This is a genomic window from Aliiroseovarius lamellibrachiae, from assembly GCF_018599245.1.
Classification (GTDB): Bacteria; Pseudomonadota; Alphaproteobacteria; order Rhodobacterales; family Rhodobacteraceae; genus Aliiroseovarius; species Aliiroseovarius lamellibrachiae.
The window spans coordinates 182897-199264 of sequence record NZ_JAHEVJ010000006.1 but is presented as its reverse complement, the minus strand read 5'-3'; the positions used below and the strand labels follow the sequence as shown (position 1 = coordinate 199264).

Here is a 16368-nt window from a genome sequence, read left to right as displayed (position 1 = left end):
AATTGAGCGATCAGGCTTGCGAAGGACGCGGTGCCCGCTCATATTCGCGTCATGACTGTGCCAGACCTGCCCGACCATCCTTTTTCCAGCGCCGAAGCAACCGCCCGGTTCGCTGCCGCCCTCGCCCCTCTTTTGGGGCCGGGTGATGTGATTTTACTTGAGGGAGGGATTGGCGCCGGCAAAACCCATTTCGCGCGCGCGCTCATTCAGGCGCGTCTGGCTTTGGCAGGAGGGGTCGAAGACGTACCGTCACCAACCTTCACTTTGGTGCAAACCTATCAGGATGGCCAAGGCGAAATCTGGCACGCGGACCTTTATCGCCTGACCCACCCGGATGAGGTGGATGAACTTGGGTTAATCGACGCATTTGAAGACGCCATTTGTCTGGTGGAATGGCCTGATCGATTGGGCAGCCTGACGCCGCAAACCGCGCTTCATATTGCGTTTTCCACAACCGAAACAGAAGGCGAGCGCGTGGCGCGGTTCGATGCGCCAAACTCAAACTGGGCCGCCCGCGTCAAGCAGGCGCTATCATGATGCGCGCCGAGCTCATTGCATCCTTTCTGGGGGAAAATGGCTTGGCTAAAGCCAGCCGCACCCCTCTGGCCGGGGACGCCTCTGCTCGCCGCTACGAGCGGATCACGCAACCACCGACGCGCTTTATCTTGATGGATGACGCAACTGGAAATCAGGCGGCAATCTTGGCCTTTGTCTCTATCGCAGCACATTTACGTGGGTTGGGATTATCAGCGCCCGAGATTTTCGCAAGCGACATTCCCAATGGCCTGATCTTGATGGAAGACCTCGGCGACGCCGTCTTCGCGCGCGAAGTTGGCAGAGATCCCTCCGTTGAAATCAGGCTCTATTCCGCAGCAATTGACGTGTTCACGCCTTTGCATGGTGCCCCCGCCCCAACTGGGATTCCCACCTTTGATCCTTGCACTATGGCCAGCGCAACGGATGTTGCCTTTCAATGGTATCGCCAAGACACAGGCCAGTCTCTTGGTGACGGCGCGCTGTCCGCGATGGAGTGCCTCAAGACCGCCCTTGAGGCCGTGGCGCGACCGCCGGTTCTTTCCTTGCGCGACTATCACGCAGAAAATCTCATCTGGCTGCCCGACCGCACAGGACCCGCTCGGGTTGGGTTGCTCGACTTTCAGGATGCCGTTTTAACCCACCCGATCTATGACCTGATCTCCCTGACGCGCGACGCGCGACGTGATGTCTCTGATCAGATATCCCAGGTCTTGTTGTCCCGATACGCGTCGCACACCCAGCAGGATCTGGCTGATGTAACCCATGCCGCCGCAGTCGTTGCAACACAGCGCAACCTACGCATTTTGGGCGTCTTCGCTCGCTTGTCGAAACAGATGGGAAAACCGGGTTACATCACCTTCATCCCCCGCGTTTGGCGCATGTTGCAAGAGGATTTGACGCACCCGGACCTTGCCCCCCTTAAGCGCACCCTAAATGAACTACTGCCGCCACCAGATGATCACCTGCTAACCTGCCTGAGGACCCCATGCCCAACGCCATAATGATATTTGCAGCCGGTTTTGGAACAAGGATGGGTGCTTTAACTTCGGACCGCCCCAAACCATTGATCCCAGTGGCCGGGCGCCCATTGATCGACCATGCGATTGCTTTGGCCACCGATGCGGGGATCGGAAAAATTGTGGCAAATGTGCATTATTTGCCAGACCAATTGATCACGCACCTCGCCCCACATGGCATTGCAATATCAGATGAACGTGACGAGATTTTAGAGACCGGCGGCGGGTTTAAAAAGGCCTTGCCAATGTTGGGCGGTGGGGCCGTCATCACACTAAACTCTGACGCGGTTTGGACGGGCAGCAACCCGATAACGCGACTGAAAGCAGCCTGGGACCCCGAAAGAATGGATGCTCTGATGGCCTTGGTTCCACGCGAAAATGCAATCGGATACACCAGAAACGGCGATTTTACCTTAGACGAAGCTGGCCGCCTTACGCCCGGCGAGGGGCTGGTGTATACGGGGTGTCAGATTATCAAAACCGACCTATTTGCGCATCACAACAAAACTTGTTTTTCGATGTGGGACATTTGGCAGCAAATACTCGCTCAGCGCCGCATGTTTGGTATTTTACACGATGGGCATTGGTGTGACGTTGGCCACCCAGATGGAATTAAACTTGCAGAAAACTTATTTGAAACAGATGTTTGAACCAAGCTCCTCCCCTCGCCTCTTTGCACTTCCCCCCGGCGTAGATTTTCCAAAATCAGTGGTCAGCGGGCTGCTGGAACGCATGTCCCACTTGACGCCTGATGCCATGGCGCAGGTGGAAATATATGTGAACACACAACGCATGCAACGCCGCGTGCGCCACTTGTTTCTTGACGGAAATGCGCGACTCTTGCCGCGCATTCGGGTCTTAGGGGATCTTGGTCACGACTTGGCAATGTCCGACCTGCCCCCTGCCGTTCCCCCATTACGACGGCGGTTGGAATTGGCCCAACTGGTCGCGCGTTTGATCGAAAGCGAACCAGATCTTGCACCTAAGACTTCGGTTTTTGACTTGGCCGACAGCCTTGCAGCGTTGATGGATGAGATGCAGGGCGAGGGGGTGACGCCGGGCGCCATTCGCACGCTGAACGTCGAGGATCAGTCGGGCCACTGGCAACGCGCATTGCAATTTGTATCCCTGGTCGAGAGTTTTTTGGGTGAAACAGCCAAAACCCATCCCGACACCGAAAGTCGGCAGAGGCAAGTGATCGAACGGCTGGTGGCCCGCTGGGCAACGCAACCACCGGCCCATCCCGTGATCATCGCTGGGTCAACCGGGTCACGCGGGGCCACCGGATTGCTGATGCAGGCCGTTGCGAAATTGCCCCAGGGCGCTGTGATTTTGCCTGGTTTTGACAGTGATATGCCCCACGCAGCATGGTCCCAGTTAGAGGATGCACTGCAAGGTGAGGATCATCCGCAATACCGGTTTGCGGCCTTGTCGCGCGCGCTTGATATGTCGCCACAAGACATTCGCCCATGGGCGACAACCGCCGCACCAAACCCCGCCAGAAACCGGTTGATCTCGTTGGCGATGCGCCCTGCGCCAGTGACGGATCAGTGGCAAATTGAAGGGCCGGTTTTTCAAGGGGTGCAAGACGCGACCCAAGACCTGACCCTGATCGAAGCACAGTCCCCTCGGCAAGAAGCCTTGGCCATCGCGATGATCCTGCGCGACGCGGTCGAGCGGAAAACGCCGATTGCCTTGATCACACCGGACCGGAACTTGACCCGTCAGGTAACCGCGGCGCTGGATCGTTGGGGTATTGAACCCGATGACAGCGCCGGACGTCCCCTTGCTCTTTCCGCCCCAGGGCGTCTTTTGCGCCATGTTAGTGACTTGTTTGTACGAGAATTGACCAGCGATGCCCTGCTGGCAATTTTAAAACACCCGTTAACCCATAGCTGCGAAGGGCGCGGTGACCATCTCCGTTGGACGCGCGATCTGGAACTAGAAGTACTTCGTCGTGGACTGCCTTACCCGACACCAGAGGCCCTGACTGAATGGGCAAACAAGCGCGAGCTGGATCCGGCGTTTCAGACGTGGATCTCCTGGATCAACACTTGCCTCTTTCCGCCGGAAACACCAAATTCGGACCCCTTGGAGCAATGGGTAGAGCGACATATACTGCTGACAGAATCCATTGCGGCGGGGCCGCTTGGGCATGGTTCCGGGGGGCTTTGGGACAAAGCCGCTGGCCGTGAGGCGCTCAAACACATCACCCAACTGCAAAACGAAGCAGCGTTTGGCGGAGAGATGACGGCACAAGACTATGCCAGCCTCTTTTCCGCGCTGCTAAACAAAGGGGAAGTCCGCGACCCAAACACCCCACATCGTGGCGTCATGTTCTGGGGCACGCTTGAGGCCCGCGTGCAAGGCACAGAAACCGTGATTTTGGCGGGGCTGAACGAAGGCAGTTGGCCAGAAGTGCCGGCACCAGATCCGTGGATGAACCGAAAAATGCGCCAAGATGTTGGCCTATTGCTGCCCGAACGCCGCATCGGGCTGTCTGCGCATGATTTTCAGCAGGCCGTCGCGGCCAAGCAGGTGTTTATCACCCGCGCAGCTCGGAATGACGAAAGCGAAACGATCGCCTCGCGATGGATCAACCGCCTGACCAATCTTTTGGGCGGGATGTCGCAAGACGGCGCTCTGGCATTGAAAGCGATGCGCGCGCGCGGGGCGGTGTGGGTCAATTTGGCAAAACAGATTGAAACCCCTTCAGTCTCTACTCCGCCTGAAAAACGGCCCGCACCGTGCCCTCCTTTGACGGCGCGACCCAACCAGCTTTCGGTCACGCGCATCTCCAAATTGATCCGCGACCCTTATGCAATTTACGCCGAACAGGTGTTGAAATTGCGTCCGCTACGCCCCTTGCATCAGAACCCCGATGCACCGTTGCGCGGCACCGTCTTACACAATGTACTCGAGCGTTTCATCACAGAACGCCCCGATGATGAAGGGCCCGAGGACGCAAAAGTCCGGTTATTGGCAGTGGCCGGCGATGTTTTGGCAAAAGAGGCACCGTGGCCCGCCACACGCGCTCTTTGGCACGCAAAACTAGCGCGTGTGGCGGATTGGTTCATTGCGGAAGAGGAAAAACGCCGAACCTTTTCTGACAATATTGCCAATGAAATCAGAGGTCAGCTGGTGCTCGATGACCTTGGTTTTACGCTCACCGGAACAGCAGACAGAATTGACCGGGACCACGACGGAAACCTACGTATTTACGATTACAAAACAGGAAGCCCCCCAACGGAAAAGGCACAAAAATACTTTGACAAGCAATTGTTGCTTGAGGCCGTGATGGCCGTGGCCGGTGGGTTCAGGAACCTTCCCGCCGGCCCCGTGAGCCATGTGTCCTATATCGGTTTGGGATCCGCGCCTGTGACGAGTGAGATCGTTCTAAGCTCCGCCGAAATCGGCGATATCAAATCGGAACTGGAACAGCTTATCAGTGCCTATTCCAGCGAAAACCAAGGATATTTGTCCCGACGCGCAATGCAACAAGAACGCTTTGAGGGGGATTACGATCACCTCGCACGGTTCGGGGAGTGGGACGAAAGCAACGATGGATGTATGCAGGAGGTCGGGACGTGATTTTTGACCAAGCCACCCAACGGCAAATTGATGCCGCCGATCCAGCAAGCTCCACCTGGTTGTCCGCCAACGCTGGATCGGGCAAAACCCGTGTGCTGACGGACCGGGTCGCGCGGCTGTTGCTAAACGGCGTCAGCCCGCAAAATATCCTCTGTCTGACCTACACGAAAGCCGCCGCCAGCGAGATGCAAAACCGGCTGTTTCAGCGTTTGGGCGAATGGGCGATGAAAGACGACCCGACCTTGAAGGAGGCGTTGCTCAAACTTGGAATTCCGGTTGCCCATTTGGACCTACCTCAGGCCCGCCGCCTCTTTGCTCGCGCCATTGAAACACCGGGCGGTCTAAAAATTCAGACAATCCATGCCTATTGCGCGAGCTTGCTGCGGAAATTTCCTATGGAGGCGGGCATTTCTCCGCAATTTAGCGAAATGGACGACCGCGCGGCCAAATTGTTGCGGGCCGAGATCGTTGATCGGTTAGCAATGGATGAGCCGGAATTGGTGGCGCGACTGGCGCAATTTTACACCGCCGAGGACTTTGACGGTCTAACCCGAGATATTGCCAGCAACCGCACCCAGTTTTTATCCCCGATAGACGAAACTGCCATTCGCAGTTGGTTTGAAATCCCCGTTACCCTGACCGAAGATCAGATTCTCGCACGCGCCTTTGGGCCGGGCGATCCGACACTCATCCGCCGACTGACGGAGGTTTTGGCAAATGGCTCAAAGAATGACATATCGGCTCTATCCCGGCTGAAAAGGGTGAATCCTGATCGTTTGGGCATGGACGATCTGCGCATTTGCGAAACGGTTTTTCTGGCTGGCGAAAAAACCAAAACGCCCTATGGCGCGAAGGTGAACAGCTTTCCGCAAAGTGCAGCCTTGCGCAAAGAGGTGCTGGCCGATCTGATGCCGCAACTTAATGCACTTTACGAACGCATTGCCGATGCACGGGGCCTTCGCGCAGGTCTGGCATCGGCCCGCCGCACCGCAGCACTTTATGCCTTTGGGCAAAGCTTTGTGACACAATATGAAGCCGCAAAGCGGTTGCGCGGCTGGCTCGATTTTGATGACCTCATCACCAAAGCAGGCGATCTTTTGACGGATCCCGCCGTGGCCGCCTGGGTCCTGTATCGCCTTGATGGTGGCATTGACCACATTTTGGTGGACGAGGCGCAAGACACCAGCCCCGCGCAATGGCGGGTGATCGACAATCTTTCGCGTGAATTCACCAGCGGGCTTGGCGCGCGTGACGATGTAAATCGCACAGTTTTCGTTGTCGGGGATCCGAAGCAATCCATTTACTCGTTTCAAGGCGCCAAACCCGATGAGTTTGAACGGATGCGCGAGACATTTCGCGAAAAATTGGCGCAGGTCGGCAAGCCGTTTCAAAACCTTCCGATGGAATACTCATTCCGTTCCTCCCCAGCCATTTTGGGTTTTGTAGACTATGCTTTGGCGGACTTTGGCGGGCTTGGTGACAGCTTTCAGCACCGAGCGTTTTTTGACAAGCCAGGGCGGGTGGATTTATGGCCGATAATTGAGCCGGTGAAATTCGAAGAAGACCGCGACTGGTTTGATCCAGTCGACAAGCTGAGCGCCGAAGATCACCGTGTGCAAATGGCGCGTAAAGTTGCACGCGAAATTCGAAGGATCATCGAAACAGAGCCTCTTCCTGCGGAAAACGGTAAATCGCGCGCGGCCAATGCCGGCGATTTCCTTGTGCTATTGCGCAAGCGGAGTGAGCTTTTTCATGAAATCATCCGCGCCTGCAAGCAAGAGGGGCTGCCCATTGCCGGGGCCGATCGGTTGCGGATTGGAGGCGAACTTGCGGTGAAGGATCTAACCGCGATTCTTTCCTTTTTGGCGACACCAGAGGATGATTTGTCACTGGCCGCAGTGCTGCGTTCGCCTTTGATTGGATTCAGCGAGGATGACCTGTTTCGCCTTGCGCATCCTCGTGGCAAAAACACCTATCTTTGGCGAGCTTTGCGCGATCAGGCCGAGATTTACCCTGAAATCGTCGACATGCTCACCGCCCTAAGGGATGAGGCGGATTTTTTACGACCTTATGAGTTGATCGAGCGGGTGCTGACCAGGTTTGATGGGCGGCGAAAGCTGTTGGCGCGCTTGGGGCCAGAGGCTGAAGATGGGATTGACGCCCTGCTGGCCCAAGCATTGGGTTATGAACGGCTTGAAACGCCCAGCCTGACCGGATTTGTCACCTGGCTGGCCGCCGAAGAGGTCACGATCAAACGTCAGATGGATATGGTCGGCCAACAAATTCGCGTCATGACGGTGCACGGATCTAAAGGGCTGGAGGCGCCGATTGTGATCATGCCGGATATGGCCCAACACCGCAGTATGAACCGCGATGAAATTCTTGAACTGGACGGTGGGCATGCCATTTGGAAGCCCCCCAGCGCCGATCGCACCCCACCCGTGAGCGAAGCACAGGCACGAGACAAGCAGGCCCAAGATGAAGAAATGACACGGCTGCTGTATGTCGCCATGACCCGGGCGGAACAATGGTTGATCATGGGCGCGGCCGGCACCGTGGGGAAATCAGGCACGGAATGGTATAATGTGGCGCACGAGGCGATGCAGCGCGCGGGCGGTGTCTCGGTTGGGCCAGAACATGACAGGTTCATGCGGTATGAAGTGGGGGAGTGGGGTAAGGGTTCGACACAGGCCGAAGTCGCGGCAACCTCCGCGGAAATAGAGACTGTTTTGCCGCGTTGGGCGCAAACCAACGCTGATGCGGAAAGCGCCGAGCTGGGCACGCTTTCGCCCTCGGATCTTGGCGGTGCGAAGGCCCTGTATGGCGAACACTCCGAGGCGCAGGATGAAGAGGCCGCAAAGCGTCGTGGGCGTCAGCTTCACCTCTTACTTGAGCATTTGCCGACCTATGATCAGGCCGATTGGGATCGCCATGCACATACACTTTTGTCCGCAGGAGACAATGTTGCAAAAGCTGCCGAAATCACCGAGTTGCTCGCCGAAGCACGACGCGTTCTGACCAACCCGGACTTGGCATATATCTTTACCCCTGACACCTTTGCCGAGCTGGAGATCACGGCGAACCTGCCTGGTTACAACCGGGTCATGTCGGGCATTATTGACCGCCTCATCGTGACGCCAGATGCGGTCACGGTCGTAGATTTCAAATCCAACCGGGTGGTGCCAGATCAGGCCAAAGACACGCCGGACGGGGTGCTGCGCCAAATGGCCGCTTATCGTGCTGCGCTAAAGCAGATTTACCCAAATCGCCTGATTTATACGGCGATACTGTGGACCTATCACGCAAAACTGATGCCGCTGGAGGACGCGTTGTTAGATAGCGCTTATGATCGCCTTGACGTGGGCGAGGTGGGTTCATAGGTTCAGGCCAACATGTAAATTCAGGAGAACTGCCATGGCGACTGTTGCCGTAACCGATGCCACCTTTGACGCCGAAGTGCGCAACTCGGATGTTCCGGTTGTTGTAGATTTTTGGGCTGAATGGTGTGGTCCTTGCAAACAAATCGGTCCGGCGTTGGAAGAGCTGGCGGTGGAATACGGCGACAAAATCAAAATCGCCAAGGTGAACGTGGATGAGAACCCGAACGCACCTGCGCAAATGGGTGTCCGCGGCATTCCAGCGCTGTTCCTGTTCAAAGACGGTCAGGTTGTGTCGAACAAAGTGGGGGCCGCGCCGAAAGCAGCCCTTCAGGCATGGATCGACGAAAGCATCTAAGCGCCCCGAATGAGATTTTAAGAGCCCCTCCTTTTGGTGGGGCTTTTTTTGTTTACACGGTCAGCGCCGCACCACGCGAACGCAAAGCAATCTGGACCAACGCACTGATGTTCATCACCACCGCATAGATCAGCGCTGGCACGGACAAGGCGGGTTGGGCCAAGACGGATCCCGCAACAAACAAAGCCACAGCGACATTTTGCAAAGAGGCTTCCACCATGATCGCGCGGCCTTGTTCCCAAGAGAGCCCCATCATCCACGCGGCGCCGGAGCCCAGGGCCAATGCCCCAAGGTTTAGGGCAATAACACTGATGCCCACATCGGCCAAATTCGCCTGCATTGGCCCCCAATTTTGAATGAATGTCGCGGCGACCATCGCAAAAAACACCATGCGGGCGACAGGTTCCATCACCTTCAGGACGCGGGCACTGATCCGTTTCGATGCTGCAACCAAGCTCATGCCCAACAAAAGAGGCACAATGGACACGGCCAACATAGCAAGGCTGAGCTTTACCAAGCCAGCGCCAGTACCGATGCCCTCCACTCCGCAGAGCGTTAAGATCAAAGGAATCGTCAGACTGGCCAGCAAAGTGGTAATCAGCGTCATCCCGGTCGACAGGGCCAAATCGGCGCGCACCAAGTAGGCGATGTAATTCGACGTCACCCCCCCCGGGGCCGCGGCCACCAGGACCAACCCCGCCTGCATCACCGCAGACAACCCCAATGCGCGACCCAGCACAAATGCCAAGATTGGCAAAGCCAGCATTTGCACCGCCAATCCGACAGCCAATGCTTTTGGTGTTCTAAAAACTGCCCAGACATCGTGTGGCCGCAACCTTAGCCCGACCACAAACATCAACAGCGCCAAGCCCAGTGGCAGTAATTTGGCCAATAGATCAGTCATCCATCCATCCCCGGTTTCCAAGTTTCCCCAAGATAGACACGCGGCAAATGCTCTCCATGATCAAAATCAAGGCAGAGGCACATTCCAGACGCTAATCAAAGACGGAACATGGAGAAATGCAAATGCAAACCCGCCGCGCCTTTTTGATCACCACTGCCCTATCGGGGCTTTCCGTTGCCCTGCCTGCATGGGCGCAACACGCGACATTGGAACCTGACATGCTGGCAGATGCTGAACCCCATCGCCGCCGGTATCTGATGGAAGACACCTATGGAAACATCGTGAAGGACGAAGACCTTCAGGGTAAATTCGTATTGGTTTATTTCGGTTACATGGGATGCCCCGACGTCTGCCCAACGTCGCTGTCGACCATCGCGGATGTGATGGAGAAACTCGGCGAAGACACCGATGACCTTGCCGTTCTATTTGTGACCGTCGACCCAGACCGTGACACGGCACAAGAACTGCGCGAATATCTCGGGTTTTTCGACGAGCGCATCATCGGGTTGCGTGGCCCGAAAGCCTATACGGATCACATGGTCAAAGCCTTTAATGCGCGCTACGAATTCCACATTGAAGACCCTGAAAAACCAGAAGAATATTCCGTGGATCACACAGCATCTATCGCCTTTGTTGACCCCGGCGGACGACTAATCAAACGCTTCCCGCACGGCATGCATCCCGATAAAATCACCGCTTATATTCAAGCGGCCATTCGCGCGGCTGAGCAATAAAGTGCTGCTGACCCGGCGACATATGTTGACGACACTCGCGGCGGCGACCGCAATGCCCGTCTTGGCCAAGGCGGGGGTGCCCACGGCAAAAAGCCTCGCGGTGCCGGTGGTGGATGGCGCATCTGCCCTACCGCTTAAGATCCTGACTGAACAAAAGGAACCCGTGTCCTTGGCCGATTGGCAAGGGCGCTGGGTTGTCCTGAGCCTTTGGGGCCCGTGGTGCAAGCAATGCAAAGATGAAATGCCGTCCGTCGTGCGCATGACGCGGGCCTTGGACAAAGATCATATCCAGTTCTTACCCCTCGCGTTTGAGCGAAAGGGCCCTTGGTTTGTGCGCAAGTTCTTGTCTGACAACGGGTTTGATGAGCTGCCCGTGTACACAGGAAACGGGCGTAATTTGTATGACACCCTGGGGCTAGAGCGTCTGCCCACCACTGCAATCCTGACCCCCGATCTTCATCACGCCTATACCATCACTGGAGAGGCCGTTTGGGATGATGTTGAAACGATCGAATGGCTCAACGGGCTGGGTCGTTAAGAAAATGGGGCGTCGCGTCCATCACGCCCCATTTGTTATACCAGATCTGACCGGCTAAATCGCCAATATCCCAGACCAGCAAACGCGGCGCCCAGCGCGGTGGGATAGCCCAGCGCCCAAAGCACATACCCCGTCACACCAAAATTATCCAAGATCACATAAGACGCAGGTCCAAGCAGGATCAGCTGAGGATCAAACAAGATCATCGAAGCTGTGCGGAAACTTTGCAGCGGATTGGCCAGCGCGATGGCGATTACAACCTCCGGAACAAACTGCGCCTTAATCAATATGGACAACAGCAGCAAATCAAGAAACGCCACCAACAAGAGCCAGATCAGCAAGCTCGCCCCAAGGGCAATTTCCGTGGACTTTGAAACGGCTGAAAGCAAGAAGCCGAGCCCCAAGAAGCAGGTCGCCAAAGCGGCTGTTAAGCCAGAATAGAGACCAACATGGCGCCATGGGATATCATACCCTTTCATCGCACCAAAGATCGCAGCAATCGCGAGCGCAGCAAACACAGGCGCCAGGATCAACACAAGACGCGCGATAAAACGACCCCAAAACCATGTCGCCAAACTGATTGGAAAGGCGAGCATATACTCTAGGTTCCCAGCCTCACGATCCCCGACCATCGAACGGGCCGTCACGACAATGATAAACAGGGGTAAGATCGCCATGGTGATCTGAATATAGGTCACTAATAGGCGGGATAGACCCGTAAATCCAAGCACGCGGCTTTCGGCAATCCCCGTAAAAATCAGCAGGAGCATCAGGCCGATGGTCACAGCAGCATAGAAATGAAACCAACGCGAACGCAGGCTCTCCTGAAGCTCAAGGCGCAGCATGTGCCCCATGGTGGTGCGAATAGGTCTGGTCATTAGGATGCGATCTCTTCCACAGGCAGGCAACGGCTGGACAGACCGCGCGATAACACCGCTTTGACCATTTCGTCAAATCGAACAGCGCCGGGCTCAGCGGATGGCACGGCGGCGTATCCATAGTCCATCGGACTGACAGTGTCAGAATGGTAATAGGATGTGCGCGCGTCCAACCAATCTTCGCCAGTGTTGCTGTCACGCACCCAAAACTCCACGTCTGGCTCTTCTTTCCACGACTGCATATCAAGCCAATGCACCGCATCACCAATGTCGTCGAACTTCACCAGCCGCTTGTCCGGGCCACCGCGCACTTCGGCTGCATAGCGTGGATCGGATATGATCATGCCACAAATTTCACAGGTTTCCCGGCCCCAACGAATGTCTTCGGGGCCTTCTTTTTTGGGCTTACAGGCTGCGACGATGGGCACTGCGGCCAGCATCGAAAGCACCACGCGGCGATTGGGTTTATGAGAGCATCCACACATAGGTCACTCCTTTCCAGTGTCCGACCCATCAGGATCGGTTTCCAAAGACAGGCGATCCACCAAGCTGGCATAGCGGCTGAGCGTTCCGAGGAACCGCAGCGTGTCGCCGGCGGGGATCTGCCCTTCAAACATAGTCTCACTCTGGCTCGTAAACCCCCACTCTGCCAGCGCGGCGGCAAAGGTTGGGTGCGGTTCGGCCAAGCCAATGCGGCAGGCGCGAAAATGGCCAGCTTTCAGGCGGTCCATCACACTGTCATCCAGCACAACTTGGCCCCGATCCATTTCGATCACCCGGTTCACAAGGGGGGCGACCTCTTCCAATCTGTGCGACGCAATCAGCATAGACGCATCGCGCCGTCCTGCCAAAAGGTCGATAAAGACAGCCCGTGCGGCGGGATCAAGGTTGGCGGCGGGTTCGTCAAAGATCAGCAGATCCGCGGGGCGCGCCAGTGCCACGGTGACCAACACTTTTTGCTTTTGCCCACCAGACAGGCGGTAAAAGGGGCGGGTGTTAATCTCAGCCAAATCAATGCCCATCGCATCGGCAATTTCGTTCATTTTCACCGGATCAGCGCCAGACCCTTTGGCGGCAAAGCTGAGGAGTTCGCCCACAGGCATACGCAAGGGCGGAGGTGTTTGCGGCACAAACGCCACGCGCGACAACATGTCCAGATCACGACGCCCCATGCCTGCGCCTTCAAACCCGACCTCACCGGAAAATCGGTAATGCCCCAAAAGACAGCGGAATAGGGTCGTTTTTCCGGCGCCATTGGACCCGATCAGCGCAATGCGATCACCCGCGTCAATTGACACCGTCAGCTCATCCAACACCGCGCGTTTTTCAAACCGCTTGGTCAGTTTATTGATGCGGATCATTCCCATCAGATCACCTTATCCAATCCCCTAAGGGTAAAGCTCAGCGCGCCTTGCGGGCAGGCATCAACACACAGACCGCAGCGGGTGCAATCGGGTGCGATGAACTCTTCCGTATCCTGCGCATACCCCATTTTCGTAATGTCGAGCACATGGGGCACAAGGCACACCGCCCGACACTCCCCTTCATGCACACATTTATCGAGTTCGTATTTGATCTGGATCGGTGCGGCGGTGCCAATTACCCCGTAAGTGAGCCCCATCGGGCAGGCGTAGCGACACCAAAAGCGGCGCGAAAAGAAAATCTCAATCGACAGCAAGAAGACAACCCAGAGGACAGCCAATGATGGGCCGTAAATCAGGGCACGACTGACGATGCCAACAGGGTTGATATACTCAAACGCGGTATAGCCTGTGACCAGCGCAAGCCCCATGAACACAAACCACAAGACCACGCGCAAACCCCGGTGAAACGGGTGGTCTTTGACCCAACCGCGCTTGGCCAAAAACAAGTGAATCGCCTCGGCCCATTCTGCAAGCAAGTGGTAGGGGCAGGCCCAGGAGCAAAACGCCCGACCGCCAAAAAACCACCAGATGAACATCACGGTCACGGTGCCAATCAGCAGGTTCAACATAATTTGTTTAAACGCCAACATGACCTGAAGCGCGCCTGTGGGATCCGCCATGTGGAAACCAAGGAAACGCGACGCGGTCATTGCACCTTCGACCAACTGAACGTCCCATGCAAAGGACACGATAAACATCACATTGATCAGAATGATCGAGGTCCAGCGGGCGAATTTCCATTTGTTGCTGACAACAGGGAAGTCCAGCTCGTGTTGGATGATCTTGCGCCGTTCAACCGTTTGCTCGGGCGTTTTTTGGAACTTTTTCATCGCCCGCGCGGCGTCGGTTTCTTCGTCTTTATTCGGGCGCCGTGCCTCGGCGCCGAACATCATGGCCAGTTTGTGCAGATACCATTTCACACTCATGACACGGCTCCTTTTTGGCGCTCAATGCTCTGTTCCGTATCAATCACGATGGCGGCAGGCTCAGTCGGGCAGATCATTTCGCAAGTCCCACAGCCGACGCATTTATCGGTGATGATCGGTTGGTGACGCGCATCCCCGTCGTCGCCTGACAGCGGTTCCAGATAGATTGCATCCTCAATCGGGCATTCGCGCACACACAGATCACAAAGTTCCAGATCATAGGGGTGGTCCGCGATTTTAATGGGCGTCCAGCGGTCAATTTCTTCATAACGCAACAGGCCTTCGAAGTCCTGACCGCGGGCGTGGCCTTCGAACCCCAACCCTTTCATCGCCAAACAGGACGATGGGCGTGCCAAGCGAGCCTTGCCAATGAACACCTCTTCTTTGGCCGAGATGTCATGCGACAGCGCACCGGTCGGGCACGCCAAAACGCATTGCACCGCGTCGCAGGAAAAGTCGCAAGCCTGACCGCGCGCATCAATGTAAGGTACGCCAAGACCATAGCCCTCGGTGCCATCCCCCAGCTTAATGGCTTCAACCGGACACACCTGAACGCATTGGCCGCATTTGATACATGCCGCAAGGAAATCATTCTCGGGTAAGGCGCCGGGGGGGCGCAGCCGATCAAACACCTGCGCCTTCACGGGATAAAGACCAACCAAAGCGGCCGTTACGGCCACAGCACCTGCGGCACCCGACCGGATCAACATCCGACGCCGCTCCAATTCTCGGCGGGTTAGTCTCTTTTTCTTTGGCTGTTCGGGGGTGGGTACGGTGCTCATTGCAACATCTCCAATGCCGTTTTGGGGCGGTCATTTTCGGGGGCTTCTACGGCCTCAGCCACCACCCCTTTGTCCATCATCGGCACCTGCTCCCGCACCAACAGACGCGGTTCGGAAAAGGGTGCGAGGCGTTCAACAAAATCAAGTGCGGCCAAAGCCAGACCGCCACGGAAAAACGAGGCTGAAGGCACCTCCATCCACAAACGGTCCGCATAGTTATAAATCTCATACGGCACGTCACCCATCGCGTCCTGGTCCTTGTCAAAACCCGCGTAGTCGTCCCAGTAATTGCCTTCCCAGCCTTCGCGAAGCGCCGTACCACGACCGCGCACCGACACTTGGGTAAAGTTCGACAACATCGCATTGCGGCGAAAGTAATTGCCGGTCCAGTCGGTGTGGAATTCGATCCCCATGCCGTTATAGGCGATCACATTGTCATTAAAGTCATTGTCCAAATCCGGATCCCAGGGTGACGGGTCCAGATAGATGCCCGTGGCGTTGCCGATGATGTCATTGCGTTCAATCAAAGCACCCGAGCTTTCCTTGAACCCAATTCCCACGCCCGATGCCCCCCACGCGCGCAAAATCTTGTTTTCACGCACAGTGGCATTGTTGGCATACATCAGGAAAACCCCAACAACGCAGTCGGAAATTTCGTTGTTTTCCACGGTGTTTCCATGGGCATACATAAAGTGGATGCCATACCGGCTGTTGCGAATGGTGTTGCGGCGAAATGTGTTGTTTTGGCTGTACCAAATCACCACATCACGCGCCTCTTCGATCAGACTGTCTTCAACCACATTGTTGTGCGAATAGTAGATCCGCATACTATCGCCACGCAGACCCATAGACATGTCCTTGGAGCTGATATGTACGCGGCGAAAAACGTTGTTATCCGCCTGATCTAGATCGATCCCAAACAGCGTGTTTTCGATGGTCACATCGCGGATCACGTTAAAGTTGCTGTTCACCCGCAGCCCGGCGTCGATCTTATTGTGCAGGCGACCAGAGTTACGGATGGTCAGGTTTTTCAGTGTGACCCCATCTGTGTCGAGCGTGATAATCGTGCCTTTGCCTCCGCCGTCAATCACCACACCATTGCGACCGTCAATCACCACAGGACGGGTGATGACAAGTTGCTCGGTGTACGTGCCCGCTGGGGGGACAATGTCTGCGCCATCGGGCGCTGCGTCGATCAGATCTTGCAGCGCGCCGGCATGGGTGGGTGCCGCCGACAGAACCGCCAGCGTCACCACGAAGAGCATTGCCAATATGGAACGGATATAGGCCATTGCTTATTTGC

The 16368-nt window shown here is 56.2% G+C and carries 15 protein-coding genes; 8 read left to right on the top strand and 7 right to left on the bottom strand.

The annotated features are described in order from the left end of the window. The first annotated feature begins 51 nt into the window (after positions 1-51). The 6 genes from tsaE to trxA are packed head-to-tail and all read left to right on the top strand — an operon-like array spanning position 52 to position 8879. On the top strand, positions 52-537 hold the full coding sequence (gene tsaE, locus KKW20_RS12160) for a tRNA (adenosine(37)-N6)-threonylcarbamoyltransferase complex ATPase subunit type 1 TsaE (RefSeq protein WP_214568159.1): 486 nt from the start codon (positions 52-54) through the stop codon (positions 535-537). Further along, on the top strand, positions 534-1538 hold the full coding sequence (locus KKW20_RS12155; protein WP_246534584.1) for an aminoglycoside phosphotransferase family protein: 1005 nt from the start codon (positions 534-536) through the stop codon (positions 1536-1538). The genes tsaE and KKW20_RS12155 overlap by 4 nt, the downstream gene beginning before the upstream one ends. Further along, complete coding sequence (locus KKW20_RS12150) at positions 1523-2203, top strand: nucleotidyltransferase family protein (RefSeq protein ID WP_214568158.1); 681 nt, start codon at positions 1523-1525, stop codon at positions 2201-2203. The genes KKW20_RS12155 and KKW20_RS12150 overlap by 16 nt, the downstream gene beginning before the upstream one ends. Next, positions 2130-5144 (top strand): double-strand break repair protein AddB, encoded by a 3015-nt coding sequence (gene addB / locus KKW20_RS12145; protein ID WP_343207591.1) that lies wholly within the window; start codon positions 2130-2132, stop codon positions 5142-5144. The genes KKW20_RS12150 and addB overlap by 74 nt, the downstream gene beginning before the upstream one ends. Further along, on the top strand, positions 5120-8524 hold the full coding sequence (gene addA / locus KKW20_RS12140) for a double-strand break repair helicase AddA (protein ID WP_214568156.1): 3405 nt from the start codon (positions 5120-5122) through the stop codon (positions 8522-8524). Before addB ends, addA begins: the two co-directional genes overlap by 25 nt. A 34-nt stretch (positions 8525-8558) precedes the next feature. Then, complete coding sequence (gene trxA / locus KKW20_RS12135; protein WP_214568155.1) at positions 8559-8879, top strand: thioredoxin; 321 nt, start codon at positions 8559-8561, stop codon at positions 8877-8879. 52 nt (positions 8880-8931) lie between these two features. Here the strand turns inward: trxA and KKW20_RS12130 are convergent, their stop codons facing one another. Next, on the bottom strand, positions 8932-9783 hold the full coding sequence (locus tag KKW20_RS12130) for a bile acid:sodium symporter family protein (RefSeq protein ID WP_214568154.1): 852 nt from the start codon (positions 9781-9783) through the stop codon (positions 8932-8934). Between the two features lie 122 nt (positions 9784-9905). Here KKW20_RS12130 and KKW20_RS12125 point away from each other — a divergent pair, with 122 nt between their 5' ends. Both KKW20_RS12125 and KKW20_RS12120 read left to right on the top strand, forming a co-directional pair. Then, complete coding sequence (locus tag KKW20_RS12125) at positions 9906-10517, top strand: SCO family protein (RefSeq protein WP_214568153.1); 612 nt, start codon at positions 9906-9908, stop codon at positions 10515-10517. Positions 10518-10539: 22 nt separating this feature from the next. Continuing rightward, entirely contained in the window at positions 10540-11055 is a 516-nt protein-coding gene (locus KKW20_RS12120; protein WP_214568152.1) for a TlpA family protein disulfide reductase, read from the top strand. A 35-nt stretch (positions 11056-11090) separates the two neighbouring features. Here the strand turns inward: KKW20_RS12120 and KKW20_RS12115 are convergent, their stop codons facing one another. From KKW20_RS12115 to nosD, 6 genes are read right to left on the bottom strand one after another with little or no spacing between them, the layout of a single operon-like run. Further along, a complete protein-coding gene (locus KKW20_RS12115; RefSeq protein WP_214568151.1) occupies positions 11091-11933 on the bottom strand; it encodes an ABC transporter permease in 843 nt (280 codons plus the stop codon). After that, positions 11933-12418 carry a hypothetical protein gene (locus KKW20_RS12110; protein ID WP_214568150.1) on the bottom strand — a complete coding sequence of 162 codons (486 nt, stop codon included), beginning with the start codon at positions 12416-12418 and terminating at the stop codon, positions 11933-11935. The genes KKW20_RS12115 and KKW20_RS12110 overlap by 1 nt, the downstream gene beginning before the upstream one ends. Positions 12419-12421: 3 nt before the next feature. Further along, positions 12422-13300 (bottom strand): ATP-binding cassette domain-containing protein, encoded by an 879-nt coding sequence (locus KKW20_RS12105; RefSeq protein ID WP_214568149.1) that lies wholly within the window; start codon positions 13298-13300, stop codon positions 12422-12424. Continuing rightward, positions 13300-14283: a NapH/MauN family ferredoxin-type protein gene (locus tag KKW20_RS12100; RefSeq protein WP_214568148.1), complete on the bottom strand. Its 984-nt coding sequence runs from the start codon at positions 14281-14283 to the stop codon at positions 13300-13302. The genes KKW20_RS12105 and KKW20_RS12100 overlap by 1 nt, the downstream gene beginning before the upstream one ends. Further along, complete coding sequence (locus tag KKW20_RS12095) at positions 14280-15065, bottom strand: 4Fe-4S dicluster domain-containing protein (RefSeq protein WP_214568147.1); 786 nt, start codon at positions 15063-15065, stop codon at positions 14280-14282. The genes KKW20_RS12100 and KKW20_RS12095 overlap by 4 nt, the downstream gene beginning before the upstream one ends. Further along, a complete protein-coding gene (nosD, locus tag KKW20_RS12090) occupies positions 15062-16357 on the bottom strand; it encodes a nitrous oxide reductase family maturation protein NosD (RefSeq protein WP_214568146.1) in 1296 nt (431 codons plus the stop codon). Before nosD ends, KKW20_RS12095 begins: the two co-directional genes overlap by 4 nt. Positions 16358-16368 lie beyond the last annotated feature (11 nt).